The sequence below is a fragment of the Microbulbifer maximicatervae (SeqCode) genome (assembly GCF_052468155.1).
Genome location: NZ_CP174335.1, coordinates 2,405,896 through 2,423,030, shown reverse-complemented (window position 1 = coordinate 2,423,030; position 17,135 = coordinate 2,405,896). Strand labels below are relative to the sequence as shown.

The 17,135-nt window shown below is 55.5% G+C and carries 15 protein-coding genes; 2 read left to right on the top strand and 13 right to left on the bottom strand.

From position 1 onward, the window contains the following. Positions 1 to 154: 154 nt before the first annotated feature. The 3 genes from ampE to ACJJIY_RS10435 all read right to left on the bottom strand — a co-directional run bounded on the left by ampE (position 155) and on the right by ACJJIY_RS10435 (position 4,270). Positions 155 to 1,030, bottom strand: coding sequence for a regulatory signaling modulator protein AmpE (ampE, locus tag ACJJIY_RS10445; RefSeq protein WP_444894887.1), 876 nt, complete (start codon positions 1,028 to 1,030; stop codon positions 155 to 157). Positions 1,031 to 1,119: 89 nt separating this feature from the next. Then, complete coding sequence (gene ampD, locus ACJJIY_RS10440; protein WP_413664710.1) at positions 1,120 to 1,677, bottom strand: 1,6-anhydro-N-acetylmuramyl-L-alanine amidase AmpD; 558 nt, start codon at positions 1,675 to 1,677, stop codon at positions 1,120 to 1,122. Between the two features lie 190 nt (positions 1,678 to 1,867). Then, positions 1,868 to 4,270, bottom strand: coding sequence for a DUF1631 domain-containing protein (locus tag ACJJIY_RS10435; RefSeq protein ID WP_444894888.1), 2,403 nt, complete (start codon positions 4,268 to 4,270; stop codon positions 1,868 to 1,870). Between the two features lie 429 nt (positions 4,271 to 4,699). Between ACJJIY_RS10435 and nadC the strand changes: the two genes are divergently transcribed. Beyond that, a complete protein-coding gene (gene nadC, locus ACJJIY_RS10430) occupies positions 4,700 to 5,554 on the top strand; it encodes a carboxylating nicotinate-nucleotide diphosphorylase (RefSeq protein WP_444894889.1) in 855 nt (284 codons plus the stop codon). 27 nt (positions 5,555 to 5,581) lie between these two features. Here the strand turns inward: nadC and ACJJIY_RS10425 are convergent, their stop codons facing one another. From ACJJIY_RS10425 to ACJJIY_RS10380, 10 genes are all read right to left on the bottom strand, one after another. Beyond that, on the bottom strand, positions 5,582 to 6,331 hold the full coding sequence (locus ACJJIY_RS10425) for a sulfite exporter TauE/SafE family protein (RefSeq protein ID WP_444894890.1): 750 nt from the start codon (positions 6,329 to 6,331) through the stop codon (positions 5,582 to 5,584). Continuing rightward, a complete protein-coding gene (gene ccoS / locus ACJJIY_RS10420; protein WP_108732140.1) occupies positions 6,332 to 6,517 on the bottom strand; it encodes a cbb3-type cytochrome oxidase assembly protein CcoS in 186 nt (61 codons plus the stop codon). A 34-nt stretch (positions 6,518 to 6,551) separates the two neighbouring features. Continuing rightward, the gene (locus ACJJIY_RS10415) at positions 6,552 to 8,984 is read right to left on the bottom strand and encodes a heavy metal translocating P-type ATPase (protein WP_445359567.1); all 2,433 of its coding nucleotides are present in this window, start codon (positions 8,982 to 8,984) and stop codon (positions 6,552 to 6,554) included. 135 nt (positions 8,985 to 9,119) lie between these two features. Next, the gene (locus tag ACJJIY_RS10410; protein ID WP_445359566.1) at positions 9,120 to 9,506 is read right to left on the bottom strand and encodes a FixH family protein; all 387 of its coding nucleotides are present in this window, start codon (positions 9,504 to 9,506) and stop codon (positions 9,120 to 9,122) included. 85 nt (positions 9,507 to 9,591) lie between these two features. After that, a complete protein-coding gene (gene ccoG, locus ACJJIY_RS10405; protein WP_413664704.1) occupies positions 9,592 to 11,010 on the bottom strand; it encodes a cytochrome c oxidase accessory protein CcoG in 1,419 nt (472 codons plus the stop codon). Positions 11,011 to 11,149: 139 nt separating this feature from the next. Next, a complete protein-coding gene (ccoP, locus tag ACJJIY_RS10400) occupies positions 11,150 to 12,058 on the bottom strand; it encodes a cytochrome-c oxidase, cbb3-type subunit III (protein WP_444906137.1) in 909 nt (302 codons plus the stop codon). Further along, positions 12,058 to 12,291 (bottom strand): cbb3-type cytochrome oxidase subunit 3, encoded by a 234-nt coding sequence (locus ACJJIY_RS10395; RefSeq protein WP_413664702.1) that lies wholly within the window; start codon positions 12,289 to 12,291, stop codon positions 12,058 to 12,060. The genes ccoP and ACJJIY_RS10395 overlap by 1 nt, the downstream gene beginning before the upstream one ends. 18 nt (positions 12,292 to 12,309) lie before the next feature. After that, entirely contained in the window at positions 12,310 to 12,927 is a 618-nt protein-coding gene (ccoO, locus tag ACJJIY_RS10390) for a cytochrome-c oxidase, cbb3-type subunit II (protein WP_413664701.1), read from the bottom strand. Between the two features lie 11 nt (positions 12,928 to 12,938). Continuing rightward, on the bottom strand, positions 12,939 to 14,393 hold the full coding sequence (gene ccoN, locus ACJJIY_RS10385; protein ID WP_413664700.1) for a cytochrome-c oxidase, cbb3-type subunit I: 1,455 nt from the start codon (positions 14,391 to 14,393) through the stop codon (positions 12,939 to 12,941). Between the two features lie 155 nt (positions 14,394 to 14,548). Then, positions 14,549 to 15,769 carry an argininosuccinate synthase gene (locus tag ACJJIY_RS10380; RefSeq protein ID WP_413664699.1) on the bottom strand — a complete coding sequence of 407 codons (1,221 nt, stop codon included), beginning with the start codon at positions 15,767 to 15,769 and terminating at the stop codon, positions 14,549 to 14,551. Between the two features lie 319 nt (positions 15,770 to 16,088). Between ACJJIY_RS10380 and pyrC the strand changes: the two genes are divergently transcribed. Then, complete coding sequence (gene pyrC, locus ACJJIY_RS10375) at positions 16,089 to 17,120, top strand: dihydroorotase (RefSeq protein WP_444891808.1); 1,032 nt, start codon at positions 16,089 to 16,091, stop codon at positions 17,118 to 17,120. The last annotated feature ends 15 nt before the right edge of the window (positions 17,121 to 17,135 follow it).

Here is a 17,135-nt window from a genome sequence, read left to right as displayed (position 1 = left end):
CGCTGGGGCGCGCAATTTCGTAGGAAGGGGGGGATAAGTCAAGATAGGAAGGAGAGAAAATTTTGAAAATGGCGACAAATTCAACAATCGCCCCAGCAGACAAAAGTAGCTCTGGGGCGATGATACAGGCATTGCGGGATTATTCAGAGGCTCCTTAGATAAACAGAACCAGAAGGGCCAAACCAGTGATCCACAGTAGCAAGGTTCTGGATAGCAGCGCTTGCAGCCCTTCAATCTCCGCACCACTTTGGCGCTGCATCTGAGACAGATCGGAACCACCACTGCACTCACTGGCGTCAATACCGCCGAGAGCTCCTTCCAGGTAAGCCTCGAGAACCTGATCGGTATGGCTCTCACGACACATCAACACCCGGCGCCAGGCGCGGTAACAACCGGCAAAGTTACCCACAATGGCAAAGCTCAGCCCCATCACACGGACCGGCAGCCATTCCAGCAACCACAACCAACGCGCCGCCGTCGCCTCATCGGAGGAGCCCCGAGTATTTTCTGCGTACAAAGCACTCAAGCGGAAGAGTACTGCCCCGGGAATACCCAGCAAAATAAACCAGAACAGCACAGCGAAGAGTCTCTCAAAGGCGCAGTAGGCAGCGCCGCGAAATACCTGTTCATGCAGACAAGTGTCATCGGAGGGCGCTTCGTGTAACTCGCGCAAAATGGGCGCCGCCGCTTTGGTGGCACCTTCCAGGTCTCCGCTATACCAGTGGCGCAGGTAATTTGCGACGATATCGTTGAAGTTGCCGCGACCGAGACAATAGAGCAGCAGTGGCACCCCCAACAGCAGGTAGCCCAGACCACCCGCAGCGCCCTCTGCCAGCGTCATCACAATTGCAGAAATCAATACTGGAACCAGGATAGTGACACCAAGCAGCAGGCCGCTATTGCCATTAATGCTGGGCAACGCCTGTAAGTACTGACTCCAGCGACTGAACCAACCATCGCGATGTAACGGAGCCCCTGAGCCCCAGATTTGCACCAGGGCAACGGTGATCAGAACAATTAACAGAGTCATAAATAATCCGAGACTGTTTCAGTTATCAAAATCGTGCTGCGGCTCCTGTTACAGAAACCCTTCCCACTTTTAAGGTCCGCTACTGGGTATCAGACGATTTCTTTCAGCTTGTTGAGGTAGCGCTCCCAGTCAAACCCCGGACCCGGGTCCAATTTCCTTCCGGGAGCAATATCCGAATGACTGGCAATTCTATCGATATCAATAGCGGGGTAAGCTTGCATAATCGCAGCACTCACCTCGGCAAGTGCGTGATATTGGGAGTCGGTGTAAATATCGGTATCCAAACCTTCCAGCTCAATACCAATGGAAAAATCATTGCAATTAGTGCGACCTTTAAACTCGGACTTGCCCGCGTGCCAGGCACGCCGATCAAGGGGCACGTATTGAGTTACCAGGCCATCGCGGTCGATCAAAATATGCGCAGACACCTGTAACGCAGCAATATCGGCAAAATAGGGGTGCGCATCGATATCCAACTGCCCCAGGAAAAAGGCATCGATGTAGGGGCCGCCATACTGTCCGGGCGGCAAGCTGATACTGTGAATCACCAATAGATCCACCGCACAGTCTTCCGGGCGGCTATTGCAATGAGGACTCGGAACCCGGCGCGCGCCCGCCAACCAGCCAGACTCCACTTGATATTTCAATCTGCGATCTCCGCTGCAACCTATTGATAGCCCCGGTATCGACCGAGGCTTCAGCAGTTACCATTCTATGGAAGCGTTGATCGATATGCCAATCTGATCGGAGCAGTATCGCGACATAACTTGCGGAAAACCACTGGCCACTGAGTATCCCTGCTAAATACTCAACGTCCGCTCGTTAAATTCCTGAAAATTAGCGCTGCTCACTGCGCTTCTTGCGCACATTGCCAATTACGGACTGCAGCGCCCGCTCAAACAACATGCCGTCATCCAGCGGCAGCAGTTGTGCCGAACGCAGCGCATGGGCCAGCTCTAGTCGGGCAAATTCAGCGACTTTGGCGCCATTGCGATTAACGAAGATAAACTGGTCGATATCGCGAATTACCGCCGCCAGACGACAACGGAACTGCTCGTCCTCAGAGCGCTTCAGCTCGAACCAACTGCCCTGTGCCAGGCGGAAGGTCATCTGCCAGTGGGGATCATCTTCGTCAAGGGGGGCCAGTCCATCCTGCTCCGGTGCAGCCACCTCTGCGTCGGCAACTGCCTGCTCAAGCTCTTCCATCTGCGGCACAGCCACTTCCTGGGTAACCACGACTTCTGCAATAACCGCTTCAGTCACTGCAATTTCATCAACCGTAGCTTCAGTAACATCAGCGGGTCCGGCATCAGCAGCAGTTTCCTGCTCCACGATAGGGGCAACAGGCTTGTCAGCAACATTATCAGCAACAACAGGCGCAGGCTCAGCAGATTTCGCTGCGCGCACTTCGCGGGCAACCTGCTCTGCCACTTCACGTTCACGCTGCTCCGCCAGTTGCTGGGCCAGGGCAAAGCGCTCGCGATAAACTTCTTTGAGGCCGGTGAAAAGGGTACGCGCTTCGAAAGCGTTATAGGAAAGCGCCTCAATTCCCTCGCGCAATCTCTCCTGCAAAACAGGCAGTAAGCTCAATAACTGTTTGCGGGAATCCGGCATTGGGGCCTGCACACTCCACACGAGATCTCTCGCTGTGCGCACGTCACGGTTCCAGGCGTCGCTCTCTGTTCCCTCTTTAACACAGGTCAGGAACAGCACGTTGTTCCAAACTTTGTTCAACCAATCCTGTACCACCTGTGGCAGATCCCGCTCTGCAACCAAGGCATCCATGACTGCGGCAACCCGTGCGCGGGCAGCTTGGGTTTTAGCCCGACCATCCGCCTCATCGACAACGCGGCGCTCCAACATCTCGGCACGCTTGCGCTCGCGGACGATAAATTCGCGCAGGGATTCCAGCAAAACGGCAAAGATATTGATATCCCGATCAAACTCATTAAGCACGCGCTCAACAATTTCGGATATCTCTTTGTACAGGGGATCGGATTCGTAGTTATCCCCCGCCTGCCATCCGGTAGCGGCATCGGCCAACTCGTTCAGCAATTTGCGCGCAGGGTGGCCGCCTTTACTAAAAAATGACTTGTCTGCAATGGCTACTTTCAACAGCGGCAGTTGCAGGCGACCCAGAAGTGATTTGATTTGGGTGGCAAGGCTGCGGTCCTCCAGGATAAAGGAAAACAACATCTCTACCAGCTTGATCACATCGCTATCGACTTTTGCCAGCGAAGCGGCCTGGTTGGAATCCACCAAGCGCTGCTGAAGCAATTCGCCCACATTCAAAAGCTGTACCGCACTTCCACCTTGATAGTGGCTGCCACTTTGCAGCGCGCCCAAGTGGGAAAGCAGATCCCCTGCAGGCATAGGAGTAACACCGGTTGCAGCGGACACTAACCCAGGGGGAAAGTGTCCCGTAGTTGCTACGCCACCTTGCGTCGATGGGTTGCCGGCCACCACACTACTCCCCCCCCCAATGGGTACACTGGGAACACCAGGGGAATTGGAAGTACTGTTGTAAGCAGGTACCTGCCTAGCTGCACGCTGCTGCTCCTGTAGCGATGGCAGCACGCCCTGCTCTATGAGCAGTTGATTACAGAATTCGTAGAAGTCGCGCAGCTGCAACATGACCATCTGCTCGAACTTCTTCAGCAGAGTAAGGCGGGCACGAATATGGAGATTCAGTTCTTGAATCGAGTCTACAAAGGCATCACAAATGACATCAGGGCCCAAGGGGTTGTTCTTGTCATAGACTTTGACCGCATAGAGCGTATCGAGCCTCATGCACAATGCAGTGAGGGGCTCGGCAAAATCGCGCTTAGCCGTGGCCACCATGGTATCAGCAGCGACCAATTGCTCTAGGTCATCATTGTGAACTAGCGATAAATTATCGGAAGCGAAATTGCTTTCAGCCTTTTCTTCCTGGCGAACCAGGAAAGCGTGAGAGATATTCTGGACAAAGTGCTCAGCAATATTACGCCGCTCAACGCGCAACAGTCGCAAGGCCTGGAAAAGCCCATCCTGTTCCTCCTGGCCGTGGGCTCGCTCAGCCATGGCAAACAACGAATCATCCACTTTGCCAAACAGTGCTTTAATTCGCTCCAGTAACTGATCCGTCGCTTTTTCTTTCAGCATTGTTACTGCGGCGGGCAGAACAGCGGGCTTACCAGATGCAGAAATATTGCGCGCTCCACTTTTCTCTGAGAGGGAAACTACCTTGCTGGATTCACTCATTTCCAAGAGGTCCTTCGAATACCGTCCGACTTAAAACGCTGTGGCTAATAGCAAAATTGGTGAGTGGAAAAGTGGCTTTCCAAGCGACTACGGGGACTTGCACCCCCGTAAATCGGATCTCCAAACCGCCGATCTCCGGGCGCGATCATCTGTGAAAAATCTGCCGAAGCTCTTGATTTCACTCAAGTTTTGAACGCGAAGGGGCAACGATTCCCAGCCCTGTCCGAGAACAGTTCAGATTGCGATCAAACCTAGCTCTTTGGCATTCTACTAGCGTTTCTGGGCTGTTTTACACAGTTCCGCGACATATTTGAGACACCTATCACAGCTATTCGTCGAGCCAACTGCTACTTGCCGGTGATTGAGTTGAGCAATCAAAACCCCGAGTGTTTTGGTAAACTGCGTCGGCGTTAATTTCGAGGTTTCCCAATGCGACCACAAGACACGGCTATTCCCAATATCACTGCCGACCTGCAACGCGCAGTTCAGGTGGCCCTGGAAGAAGATATTGGTAGTGGCGATATCACCGCCCAGCTGATCCCAGAGGACCGCAATGCGCGGGCTCGGGTAATCACCCGCGAAGATTGCACTCTGAGTGGTCGCGCCTGGGTAGAGGCTGTATTCCACGCCCTGGACCCGGAACTCGTCCTCACCTGGCACTTCGAGGATGGCGACCGCATCAGCGCCAATGCCGTTATTTTTGAGCTGGAAGGCAATGCCCGCGCTATCCTGACCGGCGAACGCGCCGCACTGAATTTCCTGCAAACCTTATCCGGTACTGCCACAACCGCTGCGGAGTTCGCCGCGCGAGCTGAAGGCACTGAGGTGAAGATTCTCGACACCCGCAAGACCATTCCCGGTCTGCGCAGCGCACAGAAGTACGCCGTACTTTGCGGTGGCTGCCACAATCACCGCATCGGTCTTTACGACGCCTTCCTGATCAAAGAGAACCATATCTTCGCCGCCGGAGGCATTGAACACGCCGTCGCCCAAGCGCGAGTGATCAAGCCGGAAGCCTTGATTGAAGTCGAAGTGGAAAATATTGAAGAGCTGGAGCAGGCGCTCGCCGTCGGTGTGGACGTGATTATGCTCGACGAATTCAATGATGAAGACACTAGAACGGCCCTGAAACTGGCCAAAGGCAAAGCCAAAATTGAGCTTTCCGGCAGTGTCGACCGGGATCGCATCGCTCAGTTAGCTGAACTGGAAGTGGACTATATCTCTTCCGGTAGCCTGACCAAGCACCTGCGCGCTATCGACCTGTCCCTGCGGATCGATCTCTAGCGCCCACAGGACCCATCATCACTGCGCTTAGTGATGGTGATGATGGTGTCCCTGCTCTTCCGTGTCTTCTGCGGGAACTTCCATCCCGCTCATCTGCCCGTGATTGGCGTGGTCTCCGTGTCCACCGTGGCCCATAGCCCCCCAAATGGTCCAGATACCAAACAGCAAAATCGCTGCGGCGAAACCATAGCGAACCCCCGGCTTTTGCACGATGCCACGCACCTGCGCCGCCGCAGCACCAGTAGCCAGCATGGCGGGCACAGTGCCCAGACCAAAAGCAAACATCGCCAGGGCAGACCGCTCAGCACTGCCCTGGGCCAGGGCAAAAGTCAGCGCGCTGTAAACCAAACCACAGGGCAACCAGCCCCACAGGGAGCCCAGTGCCAATGCCTGCCCCGCAGAGCGAACCGGTAATAATTTGGCCGATAGTGGCTGCACATAGCGCCAAAGGTAGCGGCCCCCTTTTTCAATCCAAGCCAATCCCTGCCAGATACCGCCGATGTACAGCGCCATCAGGATCAACATGATCCCGGCAGCAAATCGCAGCGGAGTTAGTGCCGGCAGTATCGCCGCACCGAGGGCACCAGCGAGCGCTCCCATCAGCGCATAGCTACCCAGGCGACCCAATTGGTAAGAGCCCAGCTGCACCCAAGCAGTTTTTTTGCCCGGTACCGCCATACCCAGCGCTCCGGAGATTCCCCCACACATACCGATGCAGTGACTGCTACCCAAAAAACCGATAGCGAGCGCCGCCGCTAAAAAACCCCAGTCCCCCACTTACTTCTCCTGCTTCCTTTCCGCGTCAGATTTGTCCTGCTGAACATCATCGTCATCAAACAAAATGCGACGACCTTCCGTTTCCAGGTCATCGTACTGTCCGTTATTCACGGCCCAGAAAAAGAGCTTCACCGCAAAGCCAACCAAAATCACCGCAATGGGAATCAGGAAATACAGACTTTCCATCAGTTACACCTCCTCTCTTTCTGTGAGCACGGGATTAAGCCGCAGCGCTCACAGGGTTTTCGTCGACTTCCTGTCCACGGGACAGACGCAACGCATTTAGCACTACGATCAGAGAACTCAGGGACATACCGATTGCCGCAGCCCAGGGCGGCACCAGACCGCAAAATGCCAGCGGCAGGGCAATCACGTTGTAACCCAGAGCCCATGCCAGGTTTTGCCGCACAATTCGGCGGCACTTGTGCGCCAGCTCTATAGATTTGGGCAGCACTTCGAGATCTCCGTTCAGCAAAATGGCATCGGCGCGGGACTGGGCCAGATCCGCCGCAGACATCATCGCCACAGAGGCATCGGCACCAGAGAGCACTGGCACATCATTGATGCCATCCCCTACCATTAACACCTTCTCACCATCGCTTTGCAGCTGCTTCATATGGCTGAGCTTGTCCTCTGGCGAGGCACCGGCGCGGTAGTTGTCGATACCCGCTCGCCCTGCCAGCCGCTCAACCTCCGCAGACTGGTCACCACTGAGCAGTTCCACTGAAAGACCTTGCTCAGTCAAACCCTCAACAGCGCTGGTTGCCGAGTTCCGTAACTTATCCCCCAACGCAATCCAGGCAATAGGACCCAGGGAGTCGCCGAGCAGCAGCCACTGCCCCTCCCCTTCGGGTGTAGAAACATCCTCACTGGAGACAAAGCTCGCCTTACCCAGCCGGTAACTGTCCCCCTCGATCTGCCCTTCCAGACCAGCTCCGGTATGAACTTTCAGATCAGTGGCGATGAGATTGCCACGCCAGGCGCGGAAGGCCCTGGCCAGGGGGTGATTGGTCTGGGATTCCAGGGCAGCGGCAACATCCTTAACCCGCTGCTCGCTCCAGTTGGCCCGCAGCAAATCAATATGCAGGATTCTCGGCTCACCGCGCGTCAGGGTGCCGGTCTTGTCGAACAGCACCCGACCGATACGCGGCAGCGTTTCCAGTAGGCTGCCTCCAGCCACAAGAAGTCCCAACTGCTGTAAACGCAGGGTGGCGGAGGCCAGGGCGGCAGGGGTTGCCAGCGACAGTGCACAGGGGCAAGTCACCACCAGCACAGACAGGGATACCCAAAAAGCGCGACTGGGGTCGATTTGCCACCAGACAACAAACGCCGCTAGTGCCGCGAATAGAACGACACCGACAAAAATACCCGCGACCCGATCTGCCAGGGCCACTTGGTTGGGTTTATCTAATTGCGCCCGTTCTACCAGGCGCTCAATAGCGGACAAGCGAGTCGACTGCCCCGCTGCCGTAATTCGAATAGTCAGGGTGGAATCGCCGTTGACACTACCGGCATAAACCGGGCTGCCTGCAGACTTCTGTTGCAGTGCCGATTCACCGCTGAGCAGGGATTCATCCACACCACTAACGCCCTCCAGCACCTCCCCATCGGCGGGGATAGTGTCTCCCGGGCGCAACAAAACTTTATCCCCAGCGACCAATGCGGCCACCGGTACATGGACAATATCGTCCCCTTGGTATTTGGCCGCCGTCATCGGCAACAACTGAGCCAGACCACCGCTGGCTAAGCCCGCCCGATGGCGGGCGCGCATTTCCACCGTCCGCCCCAACAACAGGAAGAAGGTGAACATGGAGATAGATTCGAAGTACACCTCACCGGTGCCGAATACGGTGGCGTAAAAGCTGGCGACATAGGCCATACCAATCGCCAGGGACACCGGCACATCCATACTCAGGTGTCGGGCGCGCAGGCTGCGCAAAGCGGCACTGAAAAATGGGCGCGCCGCGTAGAAAACCACTGGCGTTGCTACCAGCAGGGAAACCCAGCGGAAGTAGCGCTCAAACTCGCCGACGCCCTCTTCCGCTGCAGCACCAAAATACAGGGCGATGGCAAACATCATCACCTGCATGGTGCCGAGTCCGGCGACACCCAGGCGGCGCAGGGCGGCGCGGTGTTCGCTCTGGATCACACTTTCCTGGTTGGCCGCAGTAGCCGGGGCCGGCCGGTAGCCAATCCTTTCCAGTTCGCCAAACAGCTCACTGGGTTTGATCTTGTCGGGATTAAAACCGATCTGGGCACGCTGGGTACTGGCGTTGACAGAGACCTTCTCAATCCCGTCCAACTGCCCCAGGTGCTTTTCTATCAGCCACACACAGGCCGCACAGGTAATACCGCTAATCAACAGCGAGGCAATCTTGTTGCCGTTATCCCAATCGTGAACGAACTGCTGCTGCACTTCCGGCAAATCGTATGCCGCCCAGCGGTCCTGGGGTTGAGCTTCCTCCGGCCTGTCGCTCTCCTTCTCCCGGAAGCGATAAAAGCCATCCAGACCACCGGAAACGATAGCGCTGGCTACCGCCTCACAACCTGGACAACACATATCCCGGGCGGCCCCGTCGATAACCACCGAGTGGTTGCTGCCGGGAGGGACTGGGAGTCCGCAGTGATAACAGGAGGAGGAAGACGAAGTCATTGAGTTACTGCGTTCAGTGGCGCGGCATTGCCGAGATCGAAGTTGATTTCACCTTTCAGGCGCCAGTTGGCGTCCTGATGCGCATCGGGATCGAGTTCCGGCATCAAGCGCAGATACCAGCGATTCCCAACGCCTTCAGGCAAAGTGCCCTGGTAGCGGCCCACGGAGAGCTGGGAGAAGCTCGATATGCTTATCCAGGTCAGACTCCACTGGGTGGCTCAATGTGAGCAGTAGGGCCTTGGGGTAGTCGAGGTCGCCATTCAGCTCCACGACAACCGATTTTTCAGACGGCTGAAACTGGACCAAAGCGGCCAAACCCAGCTCTTTCGCACGCAAGTCCTGCTCGGCGCTGAAGTGATACATGCGGCTGTCTTTGTAGTAAGTATCACTGACTTTATCGTCAGCAAAGCGCACCGCTATCGAGACTGTAATTGTGGAGACAACCACCACTGTAATCAGTGGGGCCAGTACCATCCACGCCCAAGGTTCCCGGTACCAGGGTTTTGGGGTTGATTCATTCATCGCGTTACCAAAAAGTTACCGTTTGTGCACAAAAGTCGAGCCCGCCTGGGCGGGCCCGTACTTTGCAACGGGATTGGCGTCCCGTCTACTGCTTTGGACCAATAAACACCGTTCGGTGCTTATCAACCAGCTCAGGATTGTCGACTGCTTGGACAACAATCTCGATATCGTGCTTGGTATCCTTCAGCTGGTCTCTGGGAACGCTTACCCGAATGGGAACGGAGAACATCTCTCCAGGCACCAGGTAAATCGTCTTCGGCTTGCGAATGGAGTAATCGTATTCAGGCTTACCTTCCACCTTTATGGTGAATTCGTGGGGAGCCTGATCCATATTGTTGATTTTTACCGTGTAGACATTTTGCACCTGTCCCTGGGACTCACGGAACATACGAGCACCGCGGTCGCGAGTGATTTCTGCCTCGATTGGGCTTCGAGTCATCACTTGCTGTGCAAACAGGCCGGTCATCGCAACCAGTATCAACGCGTAGCCAAATAGGCGCGGGCGCAGGAAGCGGGTCTTTCCACCCTGCAATTCGTCCTCAGAGGTGAAGCGAATCAAGCCCTGCTCATAGCCCATCTTGTCCATCACGCTATTACACGCATCGACACAGAGGCCACAGTTGATACATTCGTACTGCATGCCGTCGCGGATATCGATATCCACCGGACACACCTGAACACACCAGTAGCAGTCGATACAGTCGCCCATACCTTCCGCCTTGTAATCCACGTTCTTTTTGCGCGGACCACGGGTCTCACCCCGCTTGGCATCGTAGTAAACCGCCAGCGTATCCTCGTCGTACATCACCGACTGGAAACGGGCATAGGGGCACATGTATTTACACACCTGCTCACGCAGGAAGCCGGCGTTCATATAGGTGGCAAAAGTGAAGAAAGCGACCCAGAAAACACCCTGCGGGTGCGCGTTAAACGTCGCCAGATCCACCACCAGCTCGCGCACACCGTAGAAATAACCCACAAATGCCAGTGCAGTTGCCAGCGAGATCAACAGCCAAATGGTGTGTGTGCCACCCTTGCGCAGAACCTTTTCCAGGTTCCAGGGGGCCTTATCGAGCTTCATTCGCTTGTTGCGATCGCCTTCACAAACCCTTTCTGCCCAGATAAACATCATGGTCCAGACGGTCTGCGGACAGGTGAAGCCACACCACACCCTGCCCAGCAAAGTGGTGACCGCAAACAGCGCGAAGGCGGCAATGATCAGCAGCCAACCTAGAAGGAAGCCGTCTTGGGGGCCGAAAGTAGTCCAGAAAATATGGAATTGGCGGGTGGGGAGATCAAAGAAGACCGACTGGCGCCCGTCGATATTGATCCAAGGTAGGAAGAAGAAAGCCAGCAGCAAAGGCAGGCCGGTATATTTGCGAACACGGGTGAAAACACCCTTGATATGTCGGATGTAGACTTTGTCTTCCGACTCATACAGCATGCGATAGCGAACTTCGCCATCACCTTCCTGTTCCTCACGGGTTGGAATTAAATCACTCACACAAACCTCACTCTCGCACGGGCACATCTTGTACGTGGGCCAGGTAGCCCCTTATGTTGAGGCTTTTTTCTCCGTCCCTGCAGCGCCCGGAGTCCCTTGATAAAACAAGGCCCAGCAAATGCCGGGCCTCAATAGTTAATTACTGCTTTTCTTCTTCCTGCTGCGACAGGCTGTAGACATAGGCCGCTACGAGGCGGATTTTGTCTTCACGCAGTTTATCTTTTTGCGCGGGCATCATATTTGTACGACCACCGCGAATAGTGTGTTGGATCTGTTCGCGATTGCTACCGTACAGCCAGATGTCGTCGGTCAGGTTCGGCGCACCCAGCATTTGGTTGCCTTTGGCATCCATACCGTGACAAGCCATACACACGGTGTTGAATACCTTCTGACCTTCGGCTGCCATGGCGGTGTCGTGCTCCAGGCCGTTCAGGGAGAGAACATACTCTGTCGCATTTCTAACACCTTCTTCACCGATCACCGGACCCTGAGGAGGCATCATGCCCTGACGACCGTTGTACAGGGTTTCCAGGATTTTCTCCGGGGTGCCGCCGTACAGCCAGGCGTTATCGGTCAGGTTCGGGAAGCCAAAGTTACCGCCGGCATCTGCACCGTGACATACCGCACAGTTGTTAGCGAAGATCCGGGAACCCATCTTGAGGGCTTCGGGGCTCTGCGCAATCTGCTCGATCGGCATATTTTCGTACTTACCGAAGGTCTCGTGGAATCGCTCCTGAGCCTTGGCCTGGGAAGCTTCCAATGCACCGACAGAAGTCCAGTTGCCGACACCTTTGAAGTTACCCAGACCCGGGTAAACCACCAGATATCCCGCAGAGAACACCAGGGTGGCAATGAACAACATGAACCACCACTTGGGCAGCGGGTTGTCGTATTCCTCGATGCCATCGTAAACGTGGCCCGTGGTTTTGTTTTCCGGTTCAGCCTGGTCATCCACTGCCACCTTTCGGTTGGCGAACAGCACCCAGGTAATCAACGCCAGATTGGCGAGGGTGAGCACAATTACCCACACACTCCAGAATGTACTCATTACTTATCCTGCCCCTGTTTTCGATTGGCTCCGGGTTTATCCCCGGAATTGGATTCGTCCTGCTGAGCGGCCGACTTGTCCTTGTCGGCTTGTCGCTCTTCATCGGCAAATGGCAAATTGGCATCTTCTTCGAAGCGCTTCTTGCGCTTCGGAGAGAAGGCCCACCAGCAGATAGCCAGAAAAGCCACAGAGCCCAGAACCAGACCGATTTCCCGCAAAGTTTCAATAGTCACGAGTTTCCTTCCTCGCTATTAGCGTTTTTGGGTAACCAGGGTACCCAGCTGTTGCAAGTAAGCGACCAGCGCGTCAATTTCCTTGACCTTGCCACCTTTGAAAGGCTCAGCGGCGTTGGCGATGTCGTCATCGGTGTAGGGCACACCGACGAAGCGCAGCGCTTCCATCTTACGTGCGGTGTATTCGCCAGTTACCACATTGTCGAACAACCAGGGGTAAGCAGGCATGATTGACTCAGGCACAACGCTACGCGGGTTGTACAAGTGCGCGCGCTGCCATTCATCAGAGTAGCGTCCACCTACGCGCGCCAGGTCTGGACCGGTACGCTTGGAGCCCCACAGGAAGGGGTGCTCGTAAATGGATTCCTGAGCCATGGAGTAGTGGCCGTAACGCTCAACTTCCGCACGCAGAGGACGAATCATCTGAGTGTGGCAAACGTGGCAGCCTTCGCGAATGTAGATATCGCGACCTTCCAGCTCCATTGCTGTCAGCGGCTTCTGCCCCGGCAGCGGCGTGTAGTTATCCTTGGTAAAGAACTGCGGAACGATCTCAACCAGGGCGCCGAAACTGATGGCGATAATGGTGAAAAAGATCATCCAGCCGATGTTTTTTTCTACGAGGTCATGATTCTTCACGATCTAAACTCCTATGCCGCAGGCACTGCTCGAACGGTGTTATCGGCTTCGGCATCGTTTACCTTCTCGGTAATCGTGCGGTAAACGTTGTAAGCCATCAGCAGCATACCCACCAGGAACATGGCGCCGCCCAACCAGCGAACTACATAGCCCGGATGGCTGGCTACAACACTCTCTACGAAGCTGTAAGTCAGGGTGCCGTCGGCGTTAAATGCACGCCACATCAGGCCCTGGGTAATACCGTTAACCCACATAGCGGCGATGTACAGAACAGTACCTACAGTTGCCAGCCAGAAGTGCGCGTTGATCAGCTTGGAGCTGTACATTTCGCGGCGTTTCCACAGAACCGGAACTAGGTGATACAGAGCACCGATAGAGATCATTGCAACCCAGCCCAAAGCGCCGGAGTGTACGTGGCCAACGGTCCAGTCAGTGTTGTGAGACAGAGCGTTTACAGTCTTGATGGACATCATCGGACCTTCGAAGGTAGACATACCGTAGAAGGACAGGGATACCACCAGGAAGCGCAGGGTCGGGTCGGTGCGCAGCTTATGCCATGCGCCGGACAGGGTCATGATGCCGTTGATCATACCGCCCCAGGAAGGTGCCAGCAGAATCAGGGACATAACCATCGCCAGGCTCTGAGCCCAGTCGGGCAGCGCTGAGTAGTGCAGGTGGTGACCACCAGCCCATACGTACAGGGAGATCAGTGCCCAGAAGTGAACGATAGACAGCTGGTAGGAATAAACCGGACGACCAGCTTGCTTAGGTACGAAGTAGTACATGATGCCGAGGAAGGCTGCAGTCAGGAAGAACCCTACTGCGTTGTGGCCATACCACCACTGGATCATTGCGTCCTTAGTGCCCGAATAGATAGAGTAGGACTTGAACGGGCCAACAGGAATCTCCAGGTTATTAACGATATGGAGAACAGCAATAGTTACGATGTAAGCACCGAAGAACCAGTTCGCCACGTAGATGTGAGAAGTCTTACGCTTCATGATGGTGCCGAAGAACACCAGCGCGTAAGCAACCCAAACCAGGGCAATCAGGATATCGATAGGCCACTCGAGCTCAGCGTATTCCTTGGTGGAAGTGAAGCCCATCGGCAGAGTAATTGCCGCGGCGACGATAACGGCCTGCCATCCCCAGAAGGTGAAGGGGATCAGCCAGCCACCCCAAAGGCGGACCTGACAGGTACGCTGTACCACATAGTAAGAAGTGGCAAAGAGAACACTACCACCAAAGGCGAAAATTACCGCGTTGGTGTGCAGGGGCCTCAAGCGCCCGAAGTGCGAGAAGGGCTGCCAAAAGTCGTTGAGTTCAGGCCAGGCTAGCTGGGCTGCGATCAATACGCCCATGCCCATACCAAAAATGCCCCAGACCACGGACATGATGGTGAACTGGCGCACGATATTGTAGTCATAGTCCGGCACAGGGCCGGTCTTTGCCACCGTTGTCGTCATGTTTTTACTTCCGTTGCTTTTAAGATTCGGTTCCACTGTGCGGGACTGGCCCACCACAGAAGGTGTGTAACCACAATGTGTGAGGCACTGTGGTTACTATTGGCCGGATAAGGATTTAAGCGCATCCTTGCCCGGTGATTGCTGATCTAAATCAACTAAATCAATTTTCTTCCTTTACCTGCGGCAATGCGCAGACGCAGGGCGTTGAGCTTGATAAAGCCCTCCGCATCCTTCTGGTCGTAAGCGCCAGCATCGTCTTCGAAGGTAGCGATACGCTCATCGAAGAGGCTGTCCGCAGAGCGACGGCCCACAGCACTCACGCTGCCTTTGTACAGTTTCAGGCGAACTTCGCCATTAACCACATCCTGGGACTCATCGATCGCAGCCTGCAGCATGCTGCGCTCCGGGGACCACCAGTAACCGTTGTAAACCAGCTCGGCGTAGCGCGGCATCAGGGAATCCTTCATGTGCGCAACTTCGCGATCCAGGGTAATGGACTCAATGGCGCGGTGCGCCTTCATCAAAATGGTGCCGCCCGGTGTTTCGTAGCAGCCGCGGGACTTCATTCCCACGTAGCGGTTTTCCACGATATCCAGACGACCGATACCGTTGGCTCCGCCCAACTTGTTCAGCTTCTCAAGCAAAGTAGCAGGGCTTAAGCGCTCGCCGTCGATAGAAACGGGATCGCCCTTCTCAAAACCCAAAGTAATGTAGGTGGGTTCTTCCGGAGCCGCCTCGGGGCTCACACTCCAGCGCCACATATCCTCTTCGGCTTCCGCCCAGGGATCTTCGAGGTTGCCGCCCTCGTAAGAGATGTGCAGCAGGTTGGCATCCATCGAGTAAGGGGATTTCTTCTTGCTGGAAGAGAAGTCCACCGGAATATTGTGCTGCTCGCAGTACTGCATCAGCTTTTCGCGGGAGTTCAGGTCCCACTCGCGCCAGGGAGCGATTACCTGGATGCCCGGCTTCAGCGCGTAGGCGCCCAGCTCGAAGCGCACCTGGTCATTACCTTTACCGGTAGCACCGTGGGAAATGGCATCGGCGCCAGTCTCGTTGGCAATCTCAATCAGGCGCTTGGCAATTAGCGGGCGCGCAATAGAGGTACCCAGCAGGTACTCCCCTTCATAAATCGCATTGGCGCGGAACATCGGGAAAACGAAATCGCGCACATACTCTTCGCGCAGATCGTCGATATAAATCTCTTTAACCCCGAGGGCCTCGGCCTTGGCACGGGCCGGTTCCACCTCTTCACCCTGGCCGATATCAGCGGTGAAAGTCACCACTTCACAACCGTAAGTCTCCTGCAACCATCGCACGATTACTGACGTATCCAATCCACCGGAGTATGCCAGTACCACCTTTTCGATTTTGCTCATTGCTGTCCTCTGCTGCCGGAAATACGCCGCCACGACTAAACCGCGGAGACGGGGAATGCCACTACGCGAAACTAGTGTCGGTCTGGGGGAGTTATTCTTGGAGATATGCCCAGGATCGGTAAATTGCGGGCACAACAATACCCACACTCTTTGTCGGGGCGCGATTGTAGCGCCTAAGCTCGCGATCGACTAGCGCCAAGGCGCGAGTAAGCACAATTGATTGATTTTTAACCTTTTCGTGCATCGCAATTTTGTACAGCTTCGGGTAGCATTCGCGCCGCACAACGACTCACTACGCTAAGAAGCTTTACGGAGTACCATGACGGAGCAAATTACCCTTCGCGCCCCCGACGACTGGCACATTCACCTGCGCGACGGCGCCGCTCTCGGGCGCACCGTGCCCGATGCCGCAAAACAATTCCGCCGCGTGATTGTAATGCCCAACCTGGTACCCCCTGTGACCGATGCCGAAAGTGCAGTGGCTTATAAGGAACGTATTGACGCTAATGTTCCCGCCGACACCCCTTTCGAACCCTTGATGGTGATCTACCTCACCGACAAGACCGACGCTGCCGTTATTCGCAAGGCTCATGAAGCCGGTGTTATCGCCGCCAAACTGTACCCAGCGGGCGCGACCACCAACTCCGATTCCGGCGTTACCGATATCGCCAACATCTACCCGGCCCTGGAAGAGATGCAGGCCTGCGGTATGAAGCTGCTGGTACACGGTGAAGTGACCACCAGCGATATCGATATCTTCGACCGCGAGCAGGCTTTTATCGAGAAAACCCTGTCCCGCCTGGTAGATGATTTCCCCACGCTGAAAGTGGTGTTTGAACATATCACCACCGCCCAAGCAGTAGAGTTTGTACAAGGCGCCCGCGAAGGCGTTGCCGCAACCATCACCGCGCACCACCTACTGTACAACCGCAACCATATGCTGGTTGGTGGTATCCAGCCGCACTTTTACTGCCTGCCGATCCTCAAGCGCGGCTACCATCAAAATGCATTGATCGAAGCGGCCACCAGCGGTAACCCGAAGTTTTTCCTCGGCACCGACTCAGCCCCCCACGCCCACCACAAGAAAGAACACTCCTGTGGTTGCGCCGGCTGCTATACCGCCTACTCCGCTATTGAGCTATACGCCGAAGTATTCGAGCGCGCGGGCAAACTGGACAAGCTGGAAGGCTTTGCCAGTGAGTTCGGCCCCGACTTCTACGAGCTGCCGCGCAACGAGGGCACCATCACCCTGGTCAAGAGCCCCTGGACCCTGCCGGAAAAACTGGATATGGGTGGTGAAAATCTGATTCCCCTCGCAGCCGGTGAAACCTTAAACTGGCAACTTGCGTAATCGGCGAGTGCCCTG